This is a genomic window from Vibrio algarum, from assembly GCF_028204155.1.
GTDB classification, from domain to species: Bacteria; Pseudomonadota; Gammaproteobacteria; order Enterobacterales; family Vibrionaceae; genus Vibrio; species Vibrio algarum.
On sequence record NZ_JAQLOI010000003.1, the window covers coordinates 972,392 to 991,374 of the forward strand.

Annotated in this window: 20 protein-coding genes and 2 pseudogenes; 18 read left to right on the forward strand and 4 right to left on the reverse strand. The window is 39.9% G+C overall.

All coding sequences use genetic code 11. The features are described from left to right. Positions 1-212: 212 nt before the first annotated feature. Positions 213-557: a hypothetical protein gene (locus PGX00_RS19750; protein WP_272139778.1), complete on the reverse strand. Its 345-nt coding sequence runs from the start codon at positions 555-557 to the stop codon at positions 213-215. A gap of 253 nt (positions 558-810) precedes the next feature. Here PGX00_RS19750 and PGX00_RS19755 point away from each other — a divergent pair. Next, positions 811-1,712 (forward strand): annotated as a pseudogene (locus tag PGX00_RS19755) (L,D-transpeptidase family protein). Positions 1,713-1,773: 61 nt separating this feature from the next. Next, complete coding sequence (locus PGX00_RS19760) at positions 1,774-2,010, forward strand: DUF1059 domain-containing protein (protein WP_272139780.1); 237 nt, start codon at positions 1,774-1,776, stop codon at positions 2,008-2,010. A gap of 8 nt (positions 2,011-2,018) precedes the next feature. Here PGX00_RS19760 and PGX00_RS19765 read toward each other — a convergent pair whose 3' ends face one another. The 3 genes and pseudogenes from PGX00_RS19765 to PGX00_RS19775 form a co-directional block, all read right to left on the reverse strand. Next, positions 2,019-2,618 (reverse strand): hypothetical protein, encoded by a 600-nt coding sequence (locus PGX00_RS19765; protein WP_272139783.1) that lies wholly within the window; start codon positions 2,616-2,618, stop codon positions 2,019-2,021. A 74-nt stretch (positions 2,619-2,692) separates the two neighbouring features. After that, a pseudogene (locus tag PGX00_RS19770) lies at positions 2,693-3,468 on the reverse strand (ribonuclease H1 domain-containing protein). A gap of 176 nt (positions 3,469-3,644) precedes the next feature. After that, the gene (locus PGX00_RS19775) at positions 3,645-3,917 is read right to left on the reverse strand and encodes an Lpp/OprI family alanine-zipper lipoprotein (protein WP_272139785.1); all 273 of its coding nucleotides are present in this window, start codon (positions 3,915-3,917) and stop codon (positions 3,645-3,647) included. Between the two features lie 964 nt (positions 3,918-4,881). On the opposite strand from PGX00_RS19775, the gene PGX00_RS19780 reads away from it, so the two are divergent. The 16 genes from PGX00_RS19780 (at position 4,882) to pstB (ending at position 18,951) form a co-directional block, all read left to right on the forward strand. Continuing rightward, positions 4,882-6,516 carry a PTS fructose transporter subunit IIC gene (locus PGX00_RS19780; RefSeq protein ID WP_272139787.1) on the forward strand — a complete coding sequence of 545 codons (1,635 nt, stop codon included), beginning with the start codon at positions 4,882-4,884 and terminating at the stop codon, positions 6,514-6,516. A 342-nt stretch (positions 6,517-6,858) separates the two neighbouring features. After that, entirely contained in the window at positions 6,859-7,404 is a 546-nt protein-coding gene (locus PGX00_RS19785) for a hypothetical protein (RefSeq protein WP_272139789.1), read from the forward strand. 216 nt (positions 7,405-7,620) lie between these two features. Beyond that, positions 7,621-8,085: an oxidoreductase gene (locus tag PGX00_RS19790; RefSeq protein ID WP_272139792.1), complete on the forward strand. Its 465-nt coding sequence runs from the start codon at positions 7,621-7,623 to the stop codon at positions 8,083-8,085. A 55-nt stretch (positions 8,086-8,140) separates the two neighbouring features. Beyond that, positions 8,141-8,518, forward strand: coding sequence for a hypothetical protein (locus PGX00_RS19795; RefSeq protein ID WP_272139794.1), 378 nt, complete (start codon positions 8,141-8,143; stop codon positions 8,516-8,518). Between the two features lie 110 nt (positions 8,519-8,628). Continuing rightward, entirely contained in the window at positions 8,629-9,231 is a 603-nt protein-coding gene (locus PGX00_RS19800; protein WP_272139796.1) for a GGDEF domain-containing protein, read from the forward strand. Between the two features lie 53 nt (positions 9,232-9,284). Further along, positions 9,285-10,625 carry a DEAD/DEAH box helicase gene (locus PGX00_RS19805; RefSeq protein WP_272139798.1) on the forward strand — a complete coding sequence of 447 codons (1,341 nt, stop codon included), beginning with the start codon at positions 9,285-9,287 and terminating at the stop codon, positions 10,623-10,625. Positions 10,626-10,765: 140 nt separating this feature from the next. Next, positions 10,766-11,128, forward strand: coding sequence for a helix-turn-helix domain-containing protein (locus PGX00_RS19810; protein ID WP_272139800.1), 363 nt, complete (start codon positions 10,766-10,768; stop codon positions 11,126-11,128). A 317-nt stretch (positions 11,129-11,445) separates the two neighbouring features. Continuing rightward, positions 11,446-11,760, forward strand: coding sequence for a VOC family protein (locus tag PGX00_RS19815; protein WP_272139802.1), 315 nt, complete (start codon positions 11,446-11,448; stop codon positions 11,758-11,760). A gap of 50 nt (positions 11,761-11,810) precedes the next feature. Next, on the forward strand, positions 11,811-12,806 hold the full coding sequence (locus PGX00_RS19820; RefSeq protein WP_272139804.1) for a dihydroxyacetone kinase subunit DhaK: 996 nt from the start codon (positions 11,811-11,813) through the stop codon (positions 12,804-12,806). 191 nt (positions 12,807-12,997) lie between these two features. Continuing rightward, positions 12,998-13,639, forward strand: coding sequence for a DAK2 domain-containing protein (locus tag PGX00_RS19825; protein ID WP_272139805.1), 642 nt, complete (start codon positions 12,998-13,000; stop codon positions 13,637-13,639). A 9-nt stretch (positions 13,640-13,648) separates the two neighbouring features. Beyond that, a complete protein-coding gene (gene lsrF / locus PGX00_RS19830) occupies positions 13,649-14,533 on the forward strand; it encodes a 3-hydroxy-5-phosphonooxypentane-2,4-dione thiolase (protein WP_272139807.1) in 885 nt (294 codons plus the stop codon). Positions 14,534-14,541: 8 nt separating this feature from the next. Continuing rightward, entirely contained in the window at positions 14,542-15,093 is a 552-nt protein-coding gene (locus PGX00_RS19835; protein ID WP_272139809.1) for a DUF1097 domain-containing protein, read from the forward strand. Between the two features lie 334 nt (positions 15,094-15,427). After that, positions 15,428-16,249 (forward strand): phosphate ABC transporter substrate-binding protein, encoded by an 822-nt coding sequence (locus tag PGX00_RS19840; protein WP_272139811.1) that lies wholly within the window; start codon positions 15,428-15,430, stop codon positions 16,247-16,249. 95 nt (positions 16,250-16,344) lie between these two features. Next, positions 16,345-17,265 carry a phosphate ABC transporter permease subunit PstC gene (pstC, locus tag PGX00_RS19845; protein WP_272139813.1) on the forward strand — a complete coding sequence of 307 codons (921 nt, stop codon included), beginning with the start codon at positions 16,345-16,347 and terminating at the stop codon, positions 17,263-17,265. Then, the gene (pstA, locus tag PGX00_RS19850; RefSeq protein WP_272139815.1) at positions 17,265-18,134 is read left to right on the forward strand and encodes a phosphate ABC transporter permease PstA; all 870 of its coding nucleotides are present in this window, start codon (positions 17,265-17,267) and stop codon (positions 18,132-18,134) included. The genes pstC and pstA overlap by 1 nt, the downstream gene beginning before the upstream one ends. A gap of 67 nt (positions 18,135-18,201) precedes the next feature. Next, the gene (gene pstB / locus PGX00_RS19855; protein ID WP_272139817.1) at positions 18,202-18,951 is read left to right on the forward strand and encodes a phosphate ABC transporter ATP-binding protein PstB; all 750 of its coding nucleotides are present in this window, start codon (positions 18,202-18,204) and stop codon (positions 18,949-18,951) included. Positions 18,952-18,983 lie beyond the last annotated feature (32 nt).

Sequence of the window (18,983 nt, forward strand, 5' to 3'; positions counted from 1 at the left end):
AAGTTGAATCAAGCCAACGAGTATAAAAATTAAAGGGATTTGGAAACATGATCCTTGCGGGATTTTCGTACATGCGTGAATATTTACGCTGTTTAAGTGCAACTTTAGTAAAATTTAGCGGATGCTTCTTTAAGAGAGAGAAAATAGAATGATTTAGTTGTCGCTCTTATCTTATATAGCGTTATCGCCTAATGGTGGCGACGTAATCCCTATCAAATAATTAAGCAGATCAACAGACTGACCGTACCAGAAATAAAAAGCCGTTGGCTTAACGGCAGATCGACATAGGTAAACGCCTGTTCACCCGAGCTATCACTTATTGAAGCCGCCTTTCTTGTTGCGATATTCGGGCTGTGATTTATATAGCGCGCAGTCGTTGGTGTTGAAACCATAAAAAAGACGCCAACAACCCACTGGATAACTACCGAATAAAAAAAGTAATCCGAGATGAAATTGACAGATATAAAATCCGTTTGCGTACTGATAAGGAAAATAGAACCGCCAACAAATGTGTTCATCAATACGGAAAAAAGTAATGTGTTAAACAGTGTTCTCATAGAGTTTATTTCATTTCATTATATCAGCATACATCTTAACATTTATTTAAAATCATATAGTTAACTTTATTTCAGTTGTGGCCGATATATGAGCTTAGCTTTGACTAGATTATACATCACCCAGTTTTTATTGCTTATAACCATTGGCAAGGGCGGTAGACAGTTCTGGTGTATAAGATCGGTTTACTTTATTGTAATCTATTATTTACGGATGATGAGTTTGTGTATCGAATTGAAAAGGAACCGATATTTGATGAACTTTAAATGGATAGTTTTGTTTTGCTTATTTCTGATTTCGCCTCTACAGGCGGCAACTTATCAGCTTCCTACCGATGGCAGTCGTTTAGTTGGGCGGGTTCAAAATCATTTGGTGGAACAAGGCCAAACAATGGCTCAAATAGCGAAAGAATATGATGTTGGTTTTTTATCTCTAATGGCCGCTAACAGAGGGGTCGACCCTTTTTTACCTGAAGAAGGGACGGTCCTCACTATACCATCACGGTTTATTTTGCCGTCGAAAGAGCGCGAAGGGATCGTAATTAACCTTGCAGAATTACGACTCTACTATTTTGATAAAGATAAAAAACATGTACACGTTTTTCCTGTTGGCATTGGCCGTATTGGACGCGATACTCCTGAAATGGTCTCTTATATTAACGAAAAAATTAAAGACCCTACTTGGACTCCAACTCAAACAATTAGAGCCGAGTCTTTAGCCAATGGTATTGAGTTGCCTCAGGTTGTTCCTGCGGGACCGAATAATCCTCTAGGCTTATATGCATTGCGCCTAGCTTATGGTGTAGGCGATTATCTTATTCATGGCACCAATAAGGATTTTGGTATCGGGTTGCGTGTAAGTTCTGGTTGTATCCGGATGGAGCCAAAAGATATCGAATGGTTATTTAACCGCGTTTCTCGCAAAGAAAAGGTCACCGTCGTTAACACTCCAGTAAAAATGACACTAGAGCCTGACAGTAGTGTCTTCATGGAGGTTCACGAGCCACTAACGAGAAGTAATGGCGAGAAAAAATGTTAGTAGTTCCGGAGAACTTAGAAGCTTTTATGGACGAATTTGATATGTCTAAGCGCAAAGCAAAAGCAGCAATATTAGTACAAAGCGGTGTACCTTTAGAAATAGTTGAACCTCAATTTTAAACTGGTTTGTACTACAATTAATCGGGTCATATTAGATAAATTAAGATTGAGGGATAAACCGATGAAGACAATGACATGCAAACAACTGGGTGGTGCTTGCGATAAAACTTTTAGTGCTAACACCTTTGACGAGCTTGCTGAATTGAGTAAGCAGCATGGAATGGAGATGTTTCAACAACAAGATGCTGAGCATTTAGAAGCGATGGCACGAATTCAAAAACTGATGCAAGATCCAGAAGCAATGAAAGCTTGGTTTGATAGCAAAAGAACAGAGTTTGAACAACTCCAACCGGATTAGAACAAAGCCTAGTTTTTCTCGTCTTTTGCTAGTGTAAGAGACACTGTGGTTAGATACAACTCGCTAAGGTGGTTCATCGCTTCGGTGTGCTGTGTGTAGTCTTTAAACAGGATGCGGCGTTCTTGAGTCATTTCAGCTAAGTCATCCGATAAATGCCAATAGAGGTCAGAGGTATAAAGCATCTCAGACAAAGATTTGTACACTTCCATCTCATAGGCCTGACTAAGATCGGCGAGAATGCTTTCTCGGTCCTGCTCACTGGTCATAGGGTGCTTGATACTTTCTAGTGCTTTTATGTAGTATGAATTATTAGCTAAAACTTCCATAAGAGGCTGATTATCATTTGCCATAATCGTTAGCGTTCGTTTAATGATATTTAACCAGTTTTCTTTAGTTAGCGTATTTTCGTCTACGCTTTCAAATTCATGACGTATCTTATTCTCAATGATAAGTTGAGACTTTTTCAGTACCGCCCTTACTTTTTGAAATGGTAGTTGGAACTCTATACAAAGGTTTAGGATGAGCCGGTGAAATCCGCCGTCAGGGAGGTGAAGATTACCTTTGAAAACGGCAATAGCTTGTTCTTGTTCAGGTGTAAGAGTGCTCATCTAAAATATTTCCTTTCAACTTGGTGCTGATTGTTTCTGCTTTTATTAATGCTGTTTATTTTTCGAGCCATAAATTAGCCACGGCGTTTCTTTAGAATTTCATCTATGTCTAACGCTTCGGTGTATAAGCATAGATCTATTTGTTTTTTTCTATGGCTAATATCGACATTCGATCAGCAAGTTCATTGCCTTCTACACCAATGTGACCATTAACGTGGTGTATATCAATTTTGTTTCCTAGCGTCAGATAAAGGGCGTACATCTCTTTAATAAGGTCGACATTCTTAATTTCGCCCCCTTTTCTGACCCAGCCATTTTTAGCCCAACCTTTAGCCCATGTAGTTAAACATTGTATCGAGTAGCTAGAGTCACTGTAGATAGCAACTGTTTTACCGTTATTTAGATAGGTTTGGCTGATTTTTAAACTTTCATAAAGCGCATTCAACTCTGCAGTATTATTTGTTCCGTCCGCTTGATAGATACCAAACCATAGCTCAGTAAGTTGATTAGATTTATAGATAGCGATGCCAGAACCTGCTTCGCCGGGGTTAGGTTCACAGGCGCCATCGGTAAAGATTTTAATATCATATGGCATGCTATCTATTTGGTCATTCGTTAGTGGTGAGGATTTTGCTTTTTTGGACTTATTGATAAGCTTAGAGTTGGATGCGGTCAATTTAGTTTTCTGAGCCGCACTCGTAGGTTTGCCGAATGCTTGTTCTGCTTCTATACGAGTAGGGAATGATTTGTAGCGAGCCCCCTGGAATTTCTCGACTTGAGCTTTACACGTGGCCCAATCAGTAAAAATGCCGGTTTTACGACCTTGCCAAACAACATAAAATTTTGCCAATTTACGCTTCTAAACCTAATGAATTAAAGACAGAGCGAATGTATTACACTATTCGCGTCAATTCAATTGGATACGAAGTTTTTAACCTTTAAGCAGGAACAAAAAAAGCCCTAACACTAGTTAGAGCTTAGATACATTGAGCTAGTTAGTTAAGTAAACCGCGTTACCTTATACTATTACTTAGTATAAGACTGAGCGATGTTATCGATACGCTCGTTTGCTCTTGCTGCTTCGTCTTGAGCCGACATTGCTGCATCTGTTGCTTTGCTTGCTTTCATTTCAGCCATTGACTGCTCTGATTTAAGTGCTGCAACTTCACTGCTTAACTCGTCTATTTGAGAAGACAGAGCACTTAGTTGACTTGTTGTTTCTTCATCTGGACCAGATGCACAGCCACCAAGTAAAAGAAGAGAACCCATACCAGCTGCTAATAATAATTTTTTGTTCATGCACACTCCTGTTATGTATTGTAGTCTTGTTCCGGACTTTGTTTAGTGTAGACCTGATCTTATTGATTCACTAGAATATTTTTATATAGATATGCACTAGTATCACTATTTACGTTGTAAAAATACTCATGTCTCACTAGTAAGACAGTATAAATGAGATCTTTATCTAATATTAATTCCTTTTCTTCTCGGTTTAGATATTCAAATAATGGGCTGAGAGCAATGCCATAAACAACTGTATTATGTGATAAACCGTATCAATGAAGGCCCTCATACCTGTTTTGTTTCGAGTTGATGAACATTCCTGTCCGGCTATACCGCTATTTTTCTGAGTAAACCACAAAGTAATCGCGTTTCGATAATGTGCAGACATTTTGGTCTGAGTACAAAAGTATCAGTATTTCGTTAATCGAACATCATTTTAGTATTGGATTAGCTCAAGCAAGCAAGATAAATTGATGTTGAAATTATGTTCATACCAATACTGTAATTTGTTTACTACACTTCTATTTTCTAACCGAGGGTGGTCACTTTTATTTCCAATTCGTTCTAACAAGTATGTAATGTTTTTCTAAGATATACGGTGAGGGTGCCGTTCTATTTTTTGGTTTATAAAGGTGGTTTAGCCAATATTTCTTTATTTTTTCAATTATAAACAATAAGTTAAAATGTAATACAAGTTTTTGTTTTTGTTTTTGCATGGTAATTATCATTGTATTATCTAGTTGTATTAATGTGATCACATGCAGAATAATACAATTACAATACATAAAAATCTTCTTATGTGATTTTTGTCACGGATAATTAGGACAAATAGTACGATTATATAGTCACTGAGTAAGTCGTGACTGACTCATATATTTCTGAAATAGTGGTGTCTCCCTTTATTACGAGATCGAAGAGAGTATTGATAAAGAGCACAACTAGTTCGAAACTGTAGAGAGACGAAACAAAGGATAACAAGATGAAAATCTTAGCAATTACTGCATGTACCGCTGGGGTCGCTCATACCTATATGGCGGCTAAGACCTTAGAAAATAAGGCAAAAGCGCGCGGCTACGAAATTAAAGTAGAGAAGCAAGGTGCTAACGGTATCGATGACCGTATCACTGCAAAAGATGTCGCTGAAGCTTCAGGTATCATCTTCGCAACAGATGTTGGTGTTGCGGAAATGGAACGTTTTGACGGTTTGCTTTCTGTTCAAGGTAAAGTGAAAGACGGCATTAAGAAAGCTGACGAAATGATTGATGCTCTAGAGCAAAAAATTGAAGCCAGTGGTGGTGAAAAGAAAGCCTCTGCAACTTCAGCTTCTAACGAATTTATGCAAGAAGAAGAAAACAACGACAATTTCGTGATGAAGTTCCTTAAGAGTTGGTATAAAGGAGCATTGTCAGGCGTATCTCACATCATCCCTCTTGTAATAATCGGTGGTCTTTGTGTAGGTCTATTAAACCTATTCTTTGGTTACGATTATACTCACCTTTATGATGAAGCGATCCTAACTGAGTACACTGGTAAAACTTATGCTGATCTAGGTATTATTAATGCCGCCGAAGGTTTGGCAAACAGCGAAATAGGTGCAATTAAGAAAGAAGTCTATGCTGCGATTGCAGAGCCTGAAGCAAAAGCGCAGTTCGAATCATCATTCCAGGGAATTATGCACTTTCTGTACTACAGTACGCTGAAAGCATTCAACCCATTGTTGATTTGTGTTCTAGCTGCATTTACTGCTTACGGTATGGTTGGTAAGCCAGGTCTTGCTCCAGGTTTTGTAGGTGGTTACGTTGCTGTGGGTGGCGGTTTCGGCAAGATTTCTATTATGACCGGTGGGTTTCTTGGAGGTCTGGTAGCTGGTGCGGCAGCAGCGCTATTTGTAATGCTTGTCCGTCAGATTAAGGTACCAGCGGTATTAGAATCGGTTAAGATGATTATCATCACCCCGCTTCTTGCAGGTGTGTTAACTCTACTCTTCATGTACGCTGGCCCTGGTAAGTTCTTCGCAACGCTAAACTCTGGTTTAGTAGACTGGTTGACATCAATGGGAACTAATAACCTTCTAATTCTTGGTTTCATCCTCGGTGCAATGGCTTGTTTCGATATGGGGGGGCCGGTCAACAAAGCCGCTTACATGTTCTGTATTGGTGTTGGTACAAGTGGTAGCTTCTTAGGTGATGCATCTATCTTCTACGCAGCATTTACTGCGGCTAAATGTATCCCAGGTATGTCTCTAGGTATCATGTCGTTCGTATTTAAACGCTTCTTCGACAAGGAAGACCGTCTTGCAGGTCCTTCTACAGCAATTCTAGGGTTTTGTGGCATCACTGAAGGTGCAATCCCTTACGCTGTTAAAGACCCAATGCGTATCATCCCAGCCCATATGATTGGTGGTGGTATTGCAGCAGGCTTGATTCTTTCTTCTAAGATTACCATTGGTACGGTTGCAGGTGGTGCGGTATTCATGCTGCCAGTAATCAGCGAGCCACTGGCATGGTTAACTTACTTTGTAATCGGTATTGCAGTATCAATGGCCCTTACGATTGGCCTTAAGATGATGAGCAAGCAAGGTAAAGCAGAAGCAAAATCAGAAGCAAAAGCGTAATTAAAGGTATTTAGTTTTATCGGCACTCACTAAGTTATAGCGAGTGCCGAGTTTTTAAGTAAAGTAAGATGTTGTTCCAATAAGCAAGATGTTGTTCCAATAAGCAAGATGTTGAGGCATGAAGTTGATTCCGCTGTCTTGCAATTTCAATATTGTGCCTACAGCCCATCCTTTCGGATGGGCTTTTTGTTTTCTATAAAAATAAATACATTCGTTGCGCGGATGAGCTAAAGTCATTCTTATTGGTAATGTCATGAATACAAATAGGAATGTAATGCAATGATGCGAATGCTAGTCACCTGTTGTTTGATGGTCAGTTGTTTCTCTTTTGCGGAGAATAAGTTGGAAACTGAGCCGCAAATACGTGGACCTTTTATTGAACTTGATGTTGTGGTGGACACAGCAGGGATAGAAGAGGCAATACTGATTACCAACCAATCAATGGAACAAGTGATTGATGCGTTAGATCGAATATCAGAAAATCAAGAGCTTACCCCTGAGCAAGCGGAAGTAATTACCTTAACATCAGGAAATATTAACCAATTGACAATGTCGTCTACAGAGGTTGTCGAAGCTTTGCCAGAGGCGATTACAAAAGCAAAGGAATCAGTTGTTGCAAATACTCAAGTTTTTTTGAGCGATCTTAAGATGAATATACTTATTATGCTCATTTTGATATTGGTGGCCTTAGTTGTTGTTATTGCTTGCTTATATTGGTTTGTGATTCGACCTATACAGAACACGATCATGTCGGCCACGAGTAATGTTGCAAGTATGGCAAACTCCATTCAATTGACAGCAACATCCTTAGAAGAGAGCACTAAAACGCACGCAAAACTGTTAGAAGTTCTAGAAAAAAACCAACAATTAGACAACGAAAAGGCTTAGTGCAATAGCTAATAACTAACTTTAGTTTGATAATCTGTGATCCCGTTGTTGATAAAAATGAAATAGATAACTCAAATAGTCGGTCTTAAGCTTAAAGGATGAAACTAGAATAGGTATGCATAGCTCAATGAGAATTGTTACTTTTTTGTTTCCTATTTGTAACAATTGATAGTTAGCATTATAGTTATTATAAAGATTTGATATGTAGGGGGTTACATGCGAGTTCTTATCTTTGTATTAATGATGGTACTGTTGAGCCCGATAAGTTTGGCGCGTGATTTGGTTTTTGAGGTTTCAGATCATCCCAGTAAATCGTTCACCTTTGATGAACTTAGTAGGATGCCTGTTACCCCTATTACTACCCATTTACCTTGGTTTCTTGGTGAAGCAGAGTTTACAGGGGTTTCATTATCAGACTTTTTGATGAACGAATACGGAAAAATCCCAGATATAGTGTACTTCCAAGCCTTGAACGATTACTCGATAGAAATTGGAAAAAGCGACATTGAAAGATATAACCCTATCATTGCCTATTTGAAAGATGGGAAGAAAATGACAGTAAGAGAAAAAGGGCCTTATTGGATTATTTATTCTCTTTCTGATCACCCTAGTATTGATCACAGCCTTTATCATTCTCAAATGATTTGGCAGTTAGAAAAAATACAGATAGGTAAGCTATGAAGAGAGCCCGCCCCATAAAAAAATGCATCTCTATTCAAAAACGGCTAAAACGTTAATGGCAACAATAGCAGTGCTTATCCTAATAGCGAACATCTATATATTGGGTGAAACTAAGAAGTTAGGATCTTCTTTTGCTAGTCAGCAGAATCAAGCAACATGGTATCTTTTTCAACTGAATAAGGAGTTGATTGACCTTGTATCAAATGCGAGTCATTTAGGCGATGGAGATGGTCATCTACCTGAAGTATTACTCAAATATGATCTTGCTTGGAGTCGTTTTGATTTACTGCTTACTAATAAAGAAGCGGATGATTTTATGTCATTAGAGGGTACAAAATTTTTTTCACTCAGCTATTCGATGAGTTTAAAGAAATGGAACCTCTACTGGAGACGATTGGAGAAAACACGTCGAAAAGTTCTATTGAATTCGTAAATAAAGCAACCGAAGTTCATCAAAAGTTGGTCCAATATACTAATCGTAATTTTCGGGTCGCTAGTCCTTTGTATTTAGAAAGAAGAAGTCAGGTTAATAATTTGGAGTTTATGCAAACAGCCCTTCTTTTAATTTTGGTTGTGTGCATCTTAATTATTGGGTTTATCTTTTCAAGGGAGCTTAAACATAGCCGACGCCTTGCTATGACAGATACATTGACGTCGTTGCCTAATCGATTTTCGTTGTTTAATTTGGTTGATGAATTCAATCATGAAAACAGGTCATTTAACTTATTTCTGTTGGATCTCAACGGCTTTAAGCAAGTGAATGACCAATTCGGACATCAAGTTGGTGATGGCGCCTTGATTGAAGTGGCAAAGCGTCTAAATTCGATAAGAATGACAAAAGCTCATGCGTTCAGAATAGGTGGTGATGAGTTTGCAGTAGTGGTGCCTGAAAATGAAGTACTTTCAGCAGACGACTTTTGCAAAGCGTTGGAACAGGTATTTCAACAACCCTTTAAACATGAAGATATACGTTATGAGTTGTCTACTAGTATCGGTTTTGCAAATTTCCCTGAGGACAGCGATGATATCGATGAGCTTATTCGCCATGCGGATCAAAGAATGTATCAAATGAAATTCTCGCATAGAGATAAAAAGAAGAATAACGCGATTGTAAATAATCTCTGTGATCTCTATCTATTGGGTTAGGATCTGCGTTATTATAGCGCGCTATTTTTAACCTCATAATCGGAGACACACTTTTGCAGTTTAAAGACCTAGGCCTAGATAATCGCTTATTAAAAAACCTTAACCATTTCGCGTTTAAAGAAGCGACAGATATCCAACAGCAAGCAATTCCTGTTGCGATTGTTGGTAAGGATCTGATGGCTTCTTCAAAAACTGGGTCAGGTAAAACGTTGGCGTTTGTATTGCCAATGCTGCATAAGGCGCTAAAAACAAAATCGTTTTCCGCGCGAGATCCTAGAGCTGTTATTCTTGCTCCTACTCGTGAGCTGGCTAAACAGGTGTATGGTGAACTACGTGGTATGTTAGGTGGCCTTTCTTATACGGCGACGCTTATCGTTGGTGGTGAAAACTTTAACGATCAAGTTAAAGCGTTAAGAAAGCACCCAAAATTCATTGTAGCCACGCCTGGTCGATTAGCGGATCATCTTGAGCACCGCTCATTCTTTATCGATACTCTCGACACATTGATACTAGACGAAGCAGACCGAATGCTCGATCTAGGATTCGCGCCTGAGCTTCGAAAAATCAATAGTTTAGCTAAGCATCGTCGTCGCCAAACGCTGATGTTCTCAGCGACGATGGATCATGCTGAAGTAAATAGTATTGCTTCCGAAATGTTGAAGGACCCAAAACGTATTTCTATTGGTCTTTCAAATGAAGAGCATAAGGATATTACTCAGTCATTTTATCTGTGTGATCACTTAGATCATAAAGAGGCGATATTAAATCGTGTCATTAGTGAAGCAGATTATCGCCAAGTTATTATTTTCACAGCAACACGTGCAGATACTGAACGCTTAACTAAAGAGTTAGCAGAGAAAAGTCTAAAGGCCGTAGCGTTAAGCGGGAATTTAACTCAAACTCAACGTAATACTATCATGAGTCAGTTTGAACGTGGCGTATTTAAGATTCTTGTCACTACGGATATTGCGTCTCGCGGGTTAGATATTGCTAACGTGACGCATGTGATCAACTTTGATATGCCAAAGCATATGGAAGAGTATGTGCATCGTGTCGGTCGTACAGGGCGTGCGGGTAATAAAGGCACTGCTATCTCATTAGTGGGACCAAAGGACTGGGAAAGCTTTAAGCGCGTAGAAACGTTCTTGCAACAAGATATCGTGTTTTCAGAACTAGAAGGCTTAAAAGGTAAGTTTAAAGGGATTAAACCTCGCAAACCAGCCTTTAAAAAGGGCGATAATTCACAGAAAAAACAACGACCACAGGCAAAGAAAACGAACAAAAAACCGGTTAAGCATGACAAGACTTTCTACAAAAATGTAGCGGTTGGTGATGCTGTGTTTGTTCCGAAAAAGAAAGTGGTGAAATCCGAGCCACCAGCGTCTGATGAATAAGAAAACATCGTAAATTCGAAGCCCTACTAATCTTGATTGGTAGGGCTTTTTTAATGCGGTTATAAATCACTTCTCACAGAATAATTGTTTTATTTATTGCACTCTAATCACAACAACTTGAGACAGTTAAAGGGACGATAATGTATAAGCAATTGACGGAAGAAAAAAGATTGCAGATTTGGGCTCTTAGAAAAGAGGGTAAATCTCAAACGGAAATTGCTAATGTTCTCGAGGTTCACCGTTCAACAGTGAGTAGAGAACTTTCCCGAAACTCTGGCCCTTATGGCTATGAGCCTCAACTGGCCCAAAGAATGGCCATTTACCGTAAAAAATTTCATACGCAGATTATAGAAAAGCAATACGAAGAACTCGTTAAAGAGTTGGTGAGTATTGGTTGGAAGCGAGAGCAATGTCAGGAGTTTATCCTGCATCATCACCCAGAACTTACCATTGAACAGATAAATAAATTAATCGATGACGGAATTTTAGCTAAAAAAGTTTAGAAATTGAGAGTTGAGTCACGTGTTGCACTTGCTCATTTTCCCCCATCGATACGTAACCCTGTTCTGTTGCACTTGCTGCTGAATATTCACATATAGCCCGTAAAATACGAACTTACTCTGTTGCACTTGCCTGTTTGTCAATCTATGCCCATTCTGTTGCACTTGCTAATTAAAAAGTGCAATAAAACACATTAATCTATCAAAAACAATGACTTACAATAAGCCCCCGGGTGTGACTATGATCACGTTTTACTTTGATTTAGCTGTCTATATTAGTCTCGTCAACTAAATGAAGTGATTTATCCAAGGAGCGAGAAATGAAGAAATTTAATCACATAGGTATACCTTCAAATGTCGAGCATAAAGGTGAAGTTCTTAATGCTGATATTGGTTTGTATTGCACAGATTTTAACGATAGCGAAAATCGTATTGAGTGGTTGCGATTTCTAGAAGATAGCCCGATGCCTGAAGAGTTAAAAACAACCGCTCATATCGCATATGAGGTAGATGATTTGGATGAAGCGATGAAAGGTAAAAAAGTATTGCTTGAACCATTTAATGCGAATGAATCCTTAAAAATTGCGTTTGTAATGGAAGATGAAGCGCCAGTAGAGCTAATGCAATTTTTATAAAATAATTACCAACGTTGATATATCGAATAACGTAATAAGAGAATCCTACAATGAAAAAATTTATTAATAATAGTGAAAATATCACCTCAGAACTCCTTCAAGGATTAGCTTTAACTTTTCCACAAAAAGTTAAAGTAGTTTCAGAAAAAATTGTTTGTCGCAGTACACCCAAAGATCCGAATAAAGTCGCTATTGTGACTCTTGGTGGTGCAGGGCACGAGCCTGCATTGAGCGGTTATGTTGGTGAAGGTATGTTGGATTACTCGGTGGTCGGTGACATTTTTGCCGCTCCAGGTGCTCCTAAGGTATTCGAAGCACTGAAATTAGCGAACTGTCCTGCTGGAGTGTTGTTCATTGTTCTCAACCATGAAGGTGACGTCATGTCAGCTAACATGGCAATGGAGATGGCGAAACGCGAAGGTATCAATGTGAAAATGTTGCTTACCCATGAAGATATTAGTGCAGGTTTGGATGTCGATATTAAAGATCGTCGTGGCCTAGCCGGTTGCGTACCCGTTTACAAGATTGCTGGTGCGGCTGCAGAAGCAGGATTAGATTTGGACGAAGTTTACCGAATTTCTGAAAAATTCAATCAAAATATGGCGACATTGGCAGTGGCGATGAGTAATGCAACGCACCCTCAATCAGGGATGGTTATTGGTGACTTGGCTGACGATGAAATGGAAATTGGTATGGGGCAGCATGGCGAAGGTGGGGGTGGTCGTATGAAGATTCAAACCGCAGATGACACCGCTAACATTATGCTAGAGCAATTATGTAAGGCGATTGAATTGCAAAAAGGTGATGACCTGATGCTCGTCATTAATGGTACTGGCGCGACTACCTTAATGGAGATGTTTATTGTTGCACGTGCTAGCCATTTGTCACTCAATGAAAAAGGTGCGACGGTAGCGCGATCTAAAGTAGAGGAAATCTTAACGGTTCAAGAGATGGCTGGTTTCCAGATGTGTGTTGGTAAGTTTGATGCCGAAACGCTGAGTTTTTGGGATAAGCCATGTAACACACCATATTGGACTCAACAATAATCGATTATGAGCTTGCCAACGTTATAAAAGGTTCGGTATTTAAATAAACGATTGTCTTATTGAGTAATAATTCAATGAGCAACGAGTTGGCAAGCCAAACTTATTAATAAAACGAATACTCAAAGTTATATATGCCCAAGTTTTGTGCTTAGGCGTAGGGCATCGTTTTGCCATAAATCAGGAGAAGAATAATGATCACATTCAATCAAGATTTGTTATTTGGCATGTTTGCACACGCTTCTGAGCGAATATTAGAGCAAGTGCCACACCTTAATGAATTAGATGGGCAGACGGGGGATGGTGATCATGGAACGACCATGTTACGTGTTTGCCACTGTATAGAAGAGTTTATGCAACACCCTGCATCTGGTGATTGGAGTAAACAAGTGGACGAGCTTGGCTGGACAATTATGGGTCAAGACGGTGGTTCCGCAGGTATGTTAATCGGGAATTTATTTATTGGGATTGGTTCTGGATTAGTTGAACCTGAACTTTCACCTTCACAGATTGCCGCTACTTTTCGAGCAGGACTAGATCGCATGATTCAATTTAGCGGTGCTCACCAAGGTGATAAGACCATGTTAGATGCGTTGATCCCCGCTATAGAAACGCTAGAAACCTATGCCGATAACGGTGCTGGTGTGGATCAAATGTTCCAAGCTGCATCGCATGCAGCAGAACAAGGTTGTCAAGCAACGATTGAAATGGTTCCAACCCGTGGGCGAGCAAAAAATATGGGTGAGAAAGCCATTGGATATGTTGATCCAGGTGCAACAAGTATGGCGCTTCTTTTCGAATCATTTACACAATATATAGAACAATTAAGAGGCTAGCAGAGAAAAATGGCAGATAAAGATGGAATGAAATTGGCTAAAGATTATGGCTTGGATGTCCCACAAGCAAACCAATCGTTTTATGTAAAAGGAATGGACCATGTTGATTGGGGGATGAAGGATCGCCTAAGCCGTATTTTTAGGCCAGATACTGGTAAAACAGTAATGTTAGCGTTTGATCACGGTTATATGATGGGCGCAACGGCTGGATTAGAACGTATGGATTTGAGCATAGAGCCTTTAGCGCCTTATGCGGATGCATTAATGGCAACTCGCGGTGCATTAAGAAGTTGTATCCAACCTATACATAATAAACCTGTGATTTTGAGAGCAAGTGCGGGTAGCACCGTATTAAAAGATGATATGAGCCATGAAGTTACGGCTGTGGATATTGATGATGCAGTGCGAATTAATGCTTCCTGTCTTGCTGTTCAAGTTTTTATTGGCGCAAATGGTGAATGTCAAAGCTTAAATAATTTACTTAAAACGATTGATTCAGGGGCTCGCTTAGGTATCCCGACTCTAGGTGTTACAGCGGTGGGGAAAGAGATGGCAAGAACCACTCGTTACTTCATGTTGGCGACACGTGTTTTGGCTGAGCTCGGCTCACACATAGTGAAAACATACTATTGTGATGATTTTGAAAAGGTAGTCGCTGCTTGTCCCGTTCCTATTGTTGTTGCTGGAGGCAAAAAAGTAACCGAAATGGAAGCATTAGAACTGACGTATAAATCCATTCAAGCAGGTGCTGCAGGTGTTGATATGGGGCGTAATGTGTTCCAGTCAGACAGTCCAGTGGGAATGATCAAAGCAATCAATGGTGTTGTACATAGTGGCCTAACACCAATACAAGCGTACGACCTATATGAAACTGAAAAGAGCGCACAAGCTTAAGGAAGGTAATGATGAAATTTTCACAGTTTATACTTATTCCCATAATGGTGGCATTCTTAGCATTTACGATTCAGATTTTGGATCAATTAATTGCTGGGTTTATGCCGGTTGAAAATAATGTAGGATTCGGCTGGATAGCCTTCATCGCGTGGGCGATGTATTTCATGGCGGGCTGTAACATTGAAGGCGGTAAAAAAACGTTTTTCGGTTATATTGCAGGAATAGTTGCATCGGTAGCGATAATGGAGCTGGGTGGATCTTTAGCTACCCTTGGGTTCTTTGCATTTCCCGTTGCTGTTTTCTTTGTTGTTATTCCCTGTATTTGCTTAGAGCGCATACCACCATTTGATTTTGTTCCTGCTCTGTTTGTGGGTGCGGGTACCTTCTTTGGCTTTATGTCTTATGTAGGTGGAGCGACCTACGTTTCTGCGACGATTACAGAACTTGTTTATTGTGTCATTGGTCTTGTTTATGGCTTAGTTACGATTGTGCTTCGCGGTCGATATGAAGCGTATGTCGAAAGCCACAGTCCAACTCATGATATGCATACTAGCCACTAGAAACGCGTGAATTAAAATACAGTTGAAACCTCAAGCCTATACGAAATAGGGTTGGGGTTTTATTTTTTTCTATTATCACAAATGGTTTTGTTAACGGTAATATTATTTATGTCATTGATTATTTAATGGCTGAAAGTTATCCAAATATCTACGGTCTAATCAATTAAATCACTTAATATTCAAAAGCTAAGAACTAATCCTGTCGAATCCTTGAATAAATATCACTGTCATAGAGTGTTCAACAGACTGAAACACAACTGTCACATTTAAGCCCTAAAGTTACTCTCGTTCAAACAAAACACATACGGCAAATATGCCCTTAAAGGAAATTGTGATGAAAAAGACAGTAATCGGTGCAATTGCACTTCTTGGTGCTCTAGCAGTAACTCCAGCTTCAGCGAAAGAAACTATCTCAGCTGTAGGTTCTTCAAGTGTAACTCCACTGATGGAAGTTTTTAGCGAAACATATACGAAATCGCATGAAGGCGTTTTCATTGAGGTCCAAGGACCTGGTTCTTCAGCGGGTGTAAAAGCCGCAAAAAATGGTTCCGCTGACCTAGGTATGTCATCTCGAGATCTTAAAGATTCAGAAAAAGAAGACTCACTTAAAGAGCTTGTTGTTGCTCGTGACGGCATCGCTGTTGTCGTGAACCCTAAGAATAAGATTCAAGGGCTAACGAGTGAGCAAGTAACGGCAATCTATAAAGGCGATATTACTAACTGGAAAGATGTTGGCGGTGAAGACAAACCAATCGTTGCCATTACTCGCGATACAGCGTCAGGTACTCGTGGTGCATTCGAAGATATCATGAGCCTGAAGCAAAAAGTCTCTGGCATGAAAGTATCGGCTATTTCTCAACGCGCACAAGTTGCTGCTGGTAACGGTGCTCTAAAGACTAATGTAGCTTCTAACCCTTACTCAATTGGCTATATTTCTTTAGGCACGGTTGACTCATCCGTCCATGCTCTGGCGATTGACGGTGTTGACGCATCAGTTGATAACGTTAAGAACGGTTCTTATAAAGTCGCTCGTCCTTTCCTAGTTTTATACCGAGAAGGCAAACCGTCTGCTGAGACTCAAAAGTTCTTAGATTGGATGGTAGCAGACGAAGCGCAGAAGCTCGTTGATGCAAAGGGCTACATCTCAGTTAACTAAGTTTAACCAATTGTAATGATTGCTCAGTCCGCTAATCTTTAGGGCTGAGCCTTTTCCTTTTCCATATCGAATAAATCGAAATGTGAGAGTTTTATATGACCATCGCGACTAATAGTGAAGAGCTTATGCCAAGCGTTAAATCAAACGGTTTACGTACAAAAAAAGGTGTTGATTGGAAAGAACGTATTTTCCATGGCTTATTCTTAACCAGTGCAATTATTGGTACTTTATCCCTTGCAGTGATCGGCTATTCCATCATTGTAGAAAGTATTCCCGCTTTCCAAGCTGCCGGTGTTTCAGGCATTGTACTTGGAACAAATTGGCTACCACCAGCGCTTTACGGCGTATTGACGATGATTGTCGCTTCAGTGGTTTCCACTTTCGGTGCAGTGATTGTAGGTGTACCAATTGGTGTGCTAACAGCGATTTTTATTGCTGAAATAGCCCCCAAAAAATTAGCGGATATCATTCGTCCAGCGGTTGAACTGCTCGCTGGTATCCCTTCCGTTGTATACGGATTCTTTGGTCTAGTCATTATTGTGCCATTGATACAAAACGTATTTGATGTGCCAGCAGGTAATACTATTTTGGCTGGTATTATCGTTCTAGGTATTATGATTTTACCGACAGTAATAACGGTTTCCGAAACATCCATTAGAGCGGTACCTCATTCATATAAAGAGGGCTCTTTGGCATTGGGGGCTTCACGCATCTTTACCATTTTTAAGCTGCTTGTCCCTGCTGCTCGTTCCGGCATTATGACCGGTGTTATCTTAGGTATTGGTCGTGCTCTTGGTGAAACCATGGCGATTATCATGGTGATGGGAAACGCTCCTGCGATGCCAGAAGGTATTTTAGATGCAGCTCGAACACTTACGGCTAACATAGCAATAGAAATGTCTTATGCAAGTGGTATCCATGCGAGTGCCCTTTACGCTACAGGTGTTGTGTTACTGGTGTTTATTATGCTGTTAAATGCAGCGCTACTTTACTTGAACCGTGAGAGAGCGAAGTAATGACTATGGATACGGTAAAATTAAAACAAGCTCGTGAAATTAAAGATAAAGTGCTTACTACTTTAATCTGGGGCGCAGCAGCGTTAACTGTTGGTTTTTTATTGTGGATTATTTGGTACATCCTTTCTAACGGTCTGCAATATGTGAACTGGGAGTTCATCTCTAGTGACTATACGGCGACGGGTGATGAAAAGGGTATATTCCCTATGATTGTTTCAACCATTTATATGGTTATAGCGTCAATTTCCGTAGCAGCACCATTAGGGATCATGACCGCAATTTATCTAACTGAGTACGCAAAAGTAGGCAGTCGTTTAGTTAAAGTTATTCGTTTTTGTACGGAATCTCTAGCGGGTATACCTTCGATTATATTTGGTCTATTTGGTATGACCTTTTTTGTAGGGGTTCTTGGACTTGGATTCTCGATTTTATCCGGTGCATTAACGCTAAGCATTCTTATTCTTCCGGTGATTATTCGTACCACAGAAGAAGCGTTAATAGCGGTACCACAAACATATCGAGAAGGGTCGTATGCGTTAGGTTCCTCAAAAATATATACAATTTGGCGATTAATTCTACCAAGCGCTACACCGGGTATTGTAACGTCGGTTATCCTTAGTATTGGTCGTGTTATCGGCGAATCAGCCCCAGTATTTTTAACCGCTGGTATGGTGGCACGTGTACCAGAGTCCTTGTTCGATTCTGGCAGAACACTCACCGTTCACCTATATAAGTTAACGACAGAGCTATTTACCATAGATGAATGGAACCAAGCTTACGGAACAGCAACCGTACTGATTGTGCTCGTGCTGTTTATTAATATGGTGACCAAGCTTATTGCAAAACGCTTTAACACAGCGACCTACTAATTGAATATCTCGTGGCTGATACAAACAAGCGGCGAGAACAGATTCGAAGAATTTAGAGATGATGAATATGAACAAGTTTAATATCGAAAACCTTGATCTTTTTTATGGTGAAAACCAAGCGCTGAAGGCGATAAACTTACCAATACCTGTCCGTCAGGTTACCGCTCTTATAGGACCGTCAGGGTGTGGAAAATCAACATTATTACGTTGTTTAAACCGCATGAATGATTTAATTGAAGGCGTTAAAATTACTGGTTTACTTGAGATGGATGGCACAGATGTTTATGGAAATATCGATGTTGCTGATCTGCGTATCAAGGTGGGAATGGTTTTCCAAAAACCTAACCCATTCCCTATGAGTATTTACGAAAATGTGGCATATGGTCTTCGTGCCCAAGGTATTAAAGATAAAAAACACATCGATTCCGTCGTTGAAAATTCTCTACGTGGTGCTGCGCTTTGGGATGAAGTTAAAGATCGCTTAAAGTCCCACGCTTTTGGTTTATCTGGTGGGCAGCAGCAACGCTTATGTATTGCTCGCACTATCGCCATGGAGCCTGATGTTATTCTGATGGATGAACCAACATCGGCGCTTGATCCAATTGCAACACATAAAATTGAAGTGTTGATGGAAGAATTAAAGAAAAACTACACGATTGTTATTGTCACCCACTCCATGCAACAGGCGCGTCGTATCTCAGACCGTACTGCTTTTTTCTTAATGGGTGAACTGGTCGAGCATGATGCTACGCAGAACATTTTTGCCAATCCGCAAGATGACCGTACAAAAGGTTATGTAAACGGTGATTTTGGCTAAATAGCGGAATTAATGTTATTAACAACGAACAA

Excerpts from the sequence above, each read along its gene's own strand:
- PGX00_RS19815 (WP_272139802.1), top strand. The coding sequence starts at position 11,446 with ATGAAGAAATTTAATCACATAGGTATACCTTCAAATGTCGAGCATAAA.
- PGX00_RS19820 (WP_272139804.1), top strand. The coding sequence starts at position 11,811 with ATGAAAAAATTTATTAATAATAGTGAAAATATCACCTCAGAACTCCTT.
- lsrF (WP_272139807.1), top strand. The coding sequence starts at position 13,649 with ATGGCAGATAAAGATGGAATGAAATTGGCTAAAGATTATGGCTTGGAT.
- PGX00_RS19825 (WP_272139805.1), top strand. The coding sequence starts at position 12,998 with ATGATCACATTCAATCAAGATTTGTTATTTGGCATGTTTGCACACGCT.
- PGX00_RS19765 (WP_272139783.1), bottom strand. The coding sequence starts at position 2,618 with ATGAGCACTCTTACACCTGAACAAGAACAAGCTATTGCCGTTTTCAAA.
- PGX00_RS19810 (WP_272139800.1), top strand. The coding sequence starts at position 10,766 with ATGTATAAGCAATTGACGGAAGAAAAAAGATTGCAGATTTGGGCTCTT.
- PGX00_RS19795 (WP_272139794.1), top strand. The coding sequence starts at position 8,141 with ATGGCAACAATAGCAGTGCTTATCCTAATAGCGAACATCTATATATTG.
- pstB (WP_272139817.1), top strand. The coding sequence starts at position 18,202 with ATGAACAAGTTTAATATCGAAAACCTTGATCTTTTTTATGGTGAAAAC.
- pstC (WP_272139813.1), top strand. The coding sequence starts at position 16,345 with ATGACCATCGCGACTAATAGTGAAGAGCTTATGCCAAGCGTTAAATCA.
- PGX00_RS19835 (WP_272139809.1), top strand. The coding sequence starts at position 14,542 with ATGATGAAATTTTCACAGTTTATACTTATTCCCATAATGGTGGCATTC.
- pstA (WP_272139815.1), top strand. The coding sequence starts at position 17,265 with ATGACTATGGATACGGTAAAATTAAAACAAGCTCGTGAAATTAAAGAT.
- PGX00_RS19790 (WP_272139792.1), top strand. The coding sequence starts at position 7,621 with ATGCGAGTTCTTATCTTTGTATTAATGATGGTACTGTTGAGCCCGATA.
- PGX00_RS19780 (WP_272139787.1), top strand. The coding sequence starts at position 4,882 with ATGAAAATCTTAGCAATTACTGCATGTACCGCTGGGGTCGCTCATACC.
- PGX00_RS19775 (WP_272139785.1), bottom strand. The coding sequence starts at position 3,917 with ATGAACAAAAAATTATTATTAGCAGCTGGTATGGGTTCTCTTCTTTTA.
- PGX00_RS19760 (WP_272139780.1), top strand. The coding sequence starts at position 1,774 with ATGAAGACAATGACATGCAAACAACTGGGTGGTGCTTGCGATAAAACT.
- PGX00_RS19750 (WP_272139778.1), bottom strand. The coding sequence starts at position 557 with ATGAGAACACTGTTTAACACATTACTTTTTTCCGTATTGATGAACACA.
- PGX00_RS19800 (WP_272139796.1), top strand. The coding sequence starts at position 8,629 with ATGCAAACAGCCCTTCTTTTAATTTTGGTTGTGTGCATCTTAATTATT.
- PGX00_RS19840 (WP_272139811.1), top strand. The coding sequence starts at position 15,428 with ATGAAAAAGACAGTAATCGGTGCAATTGCACTTCTTGGTGCTCTAGCA.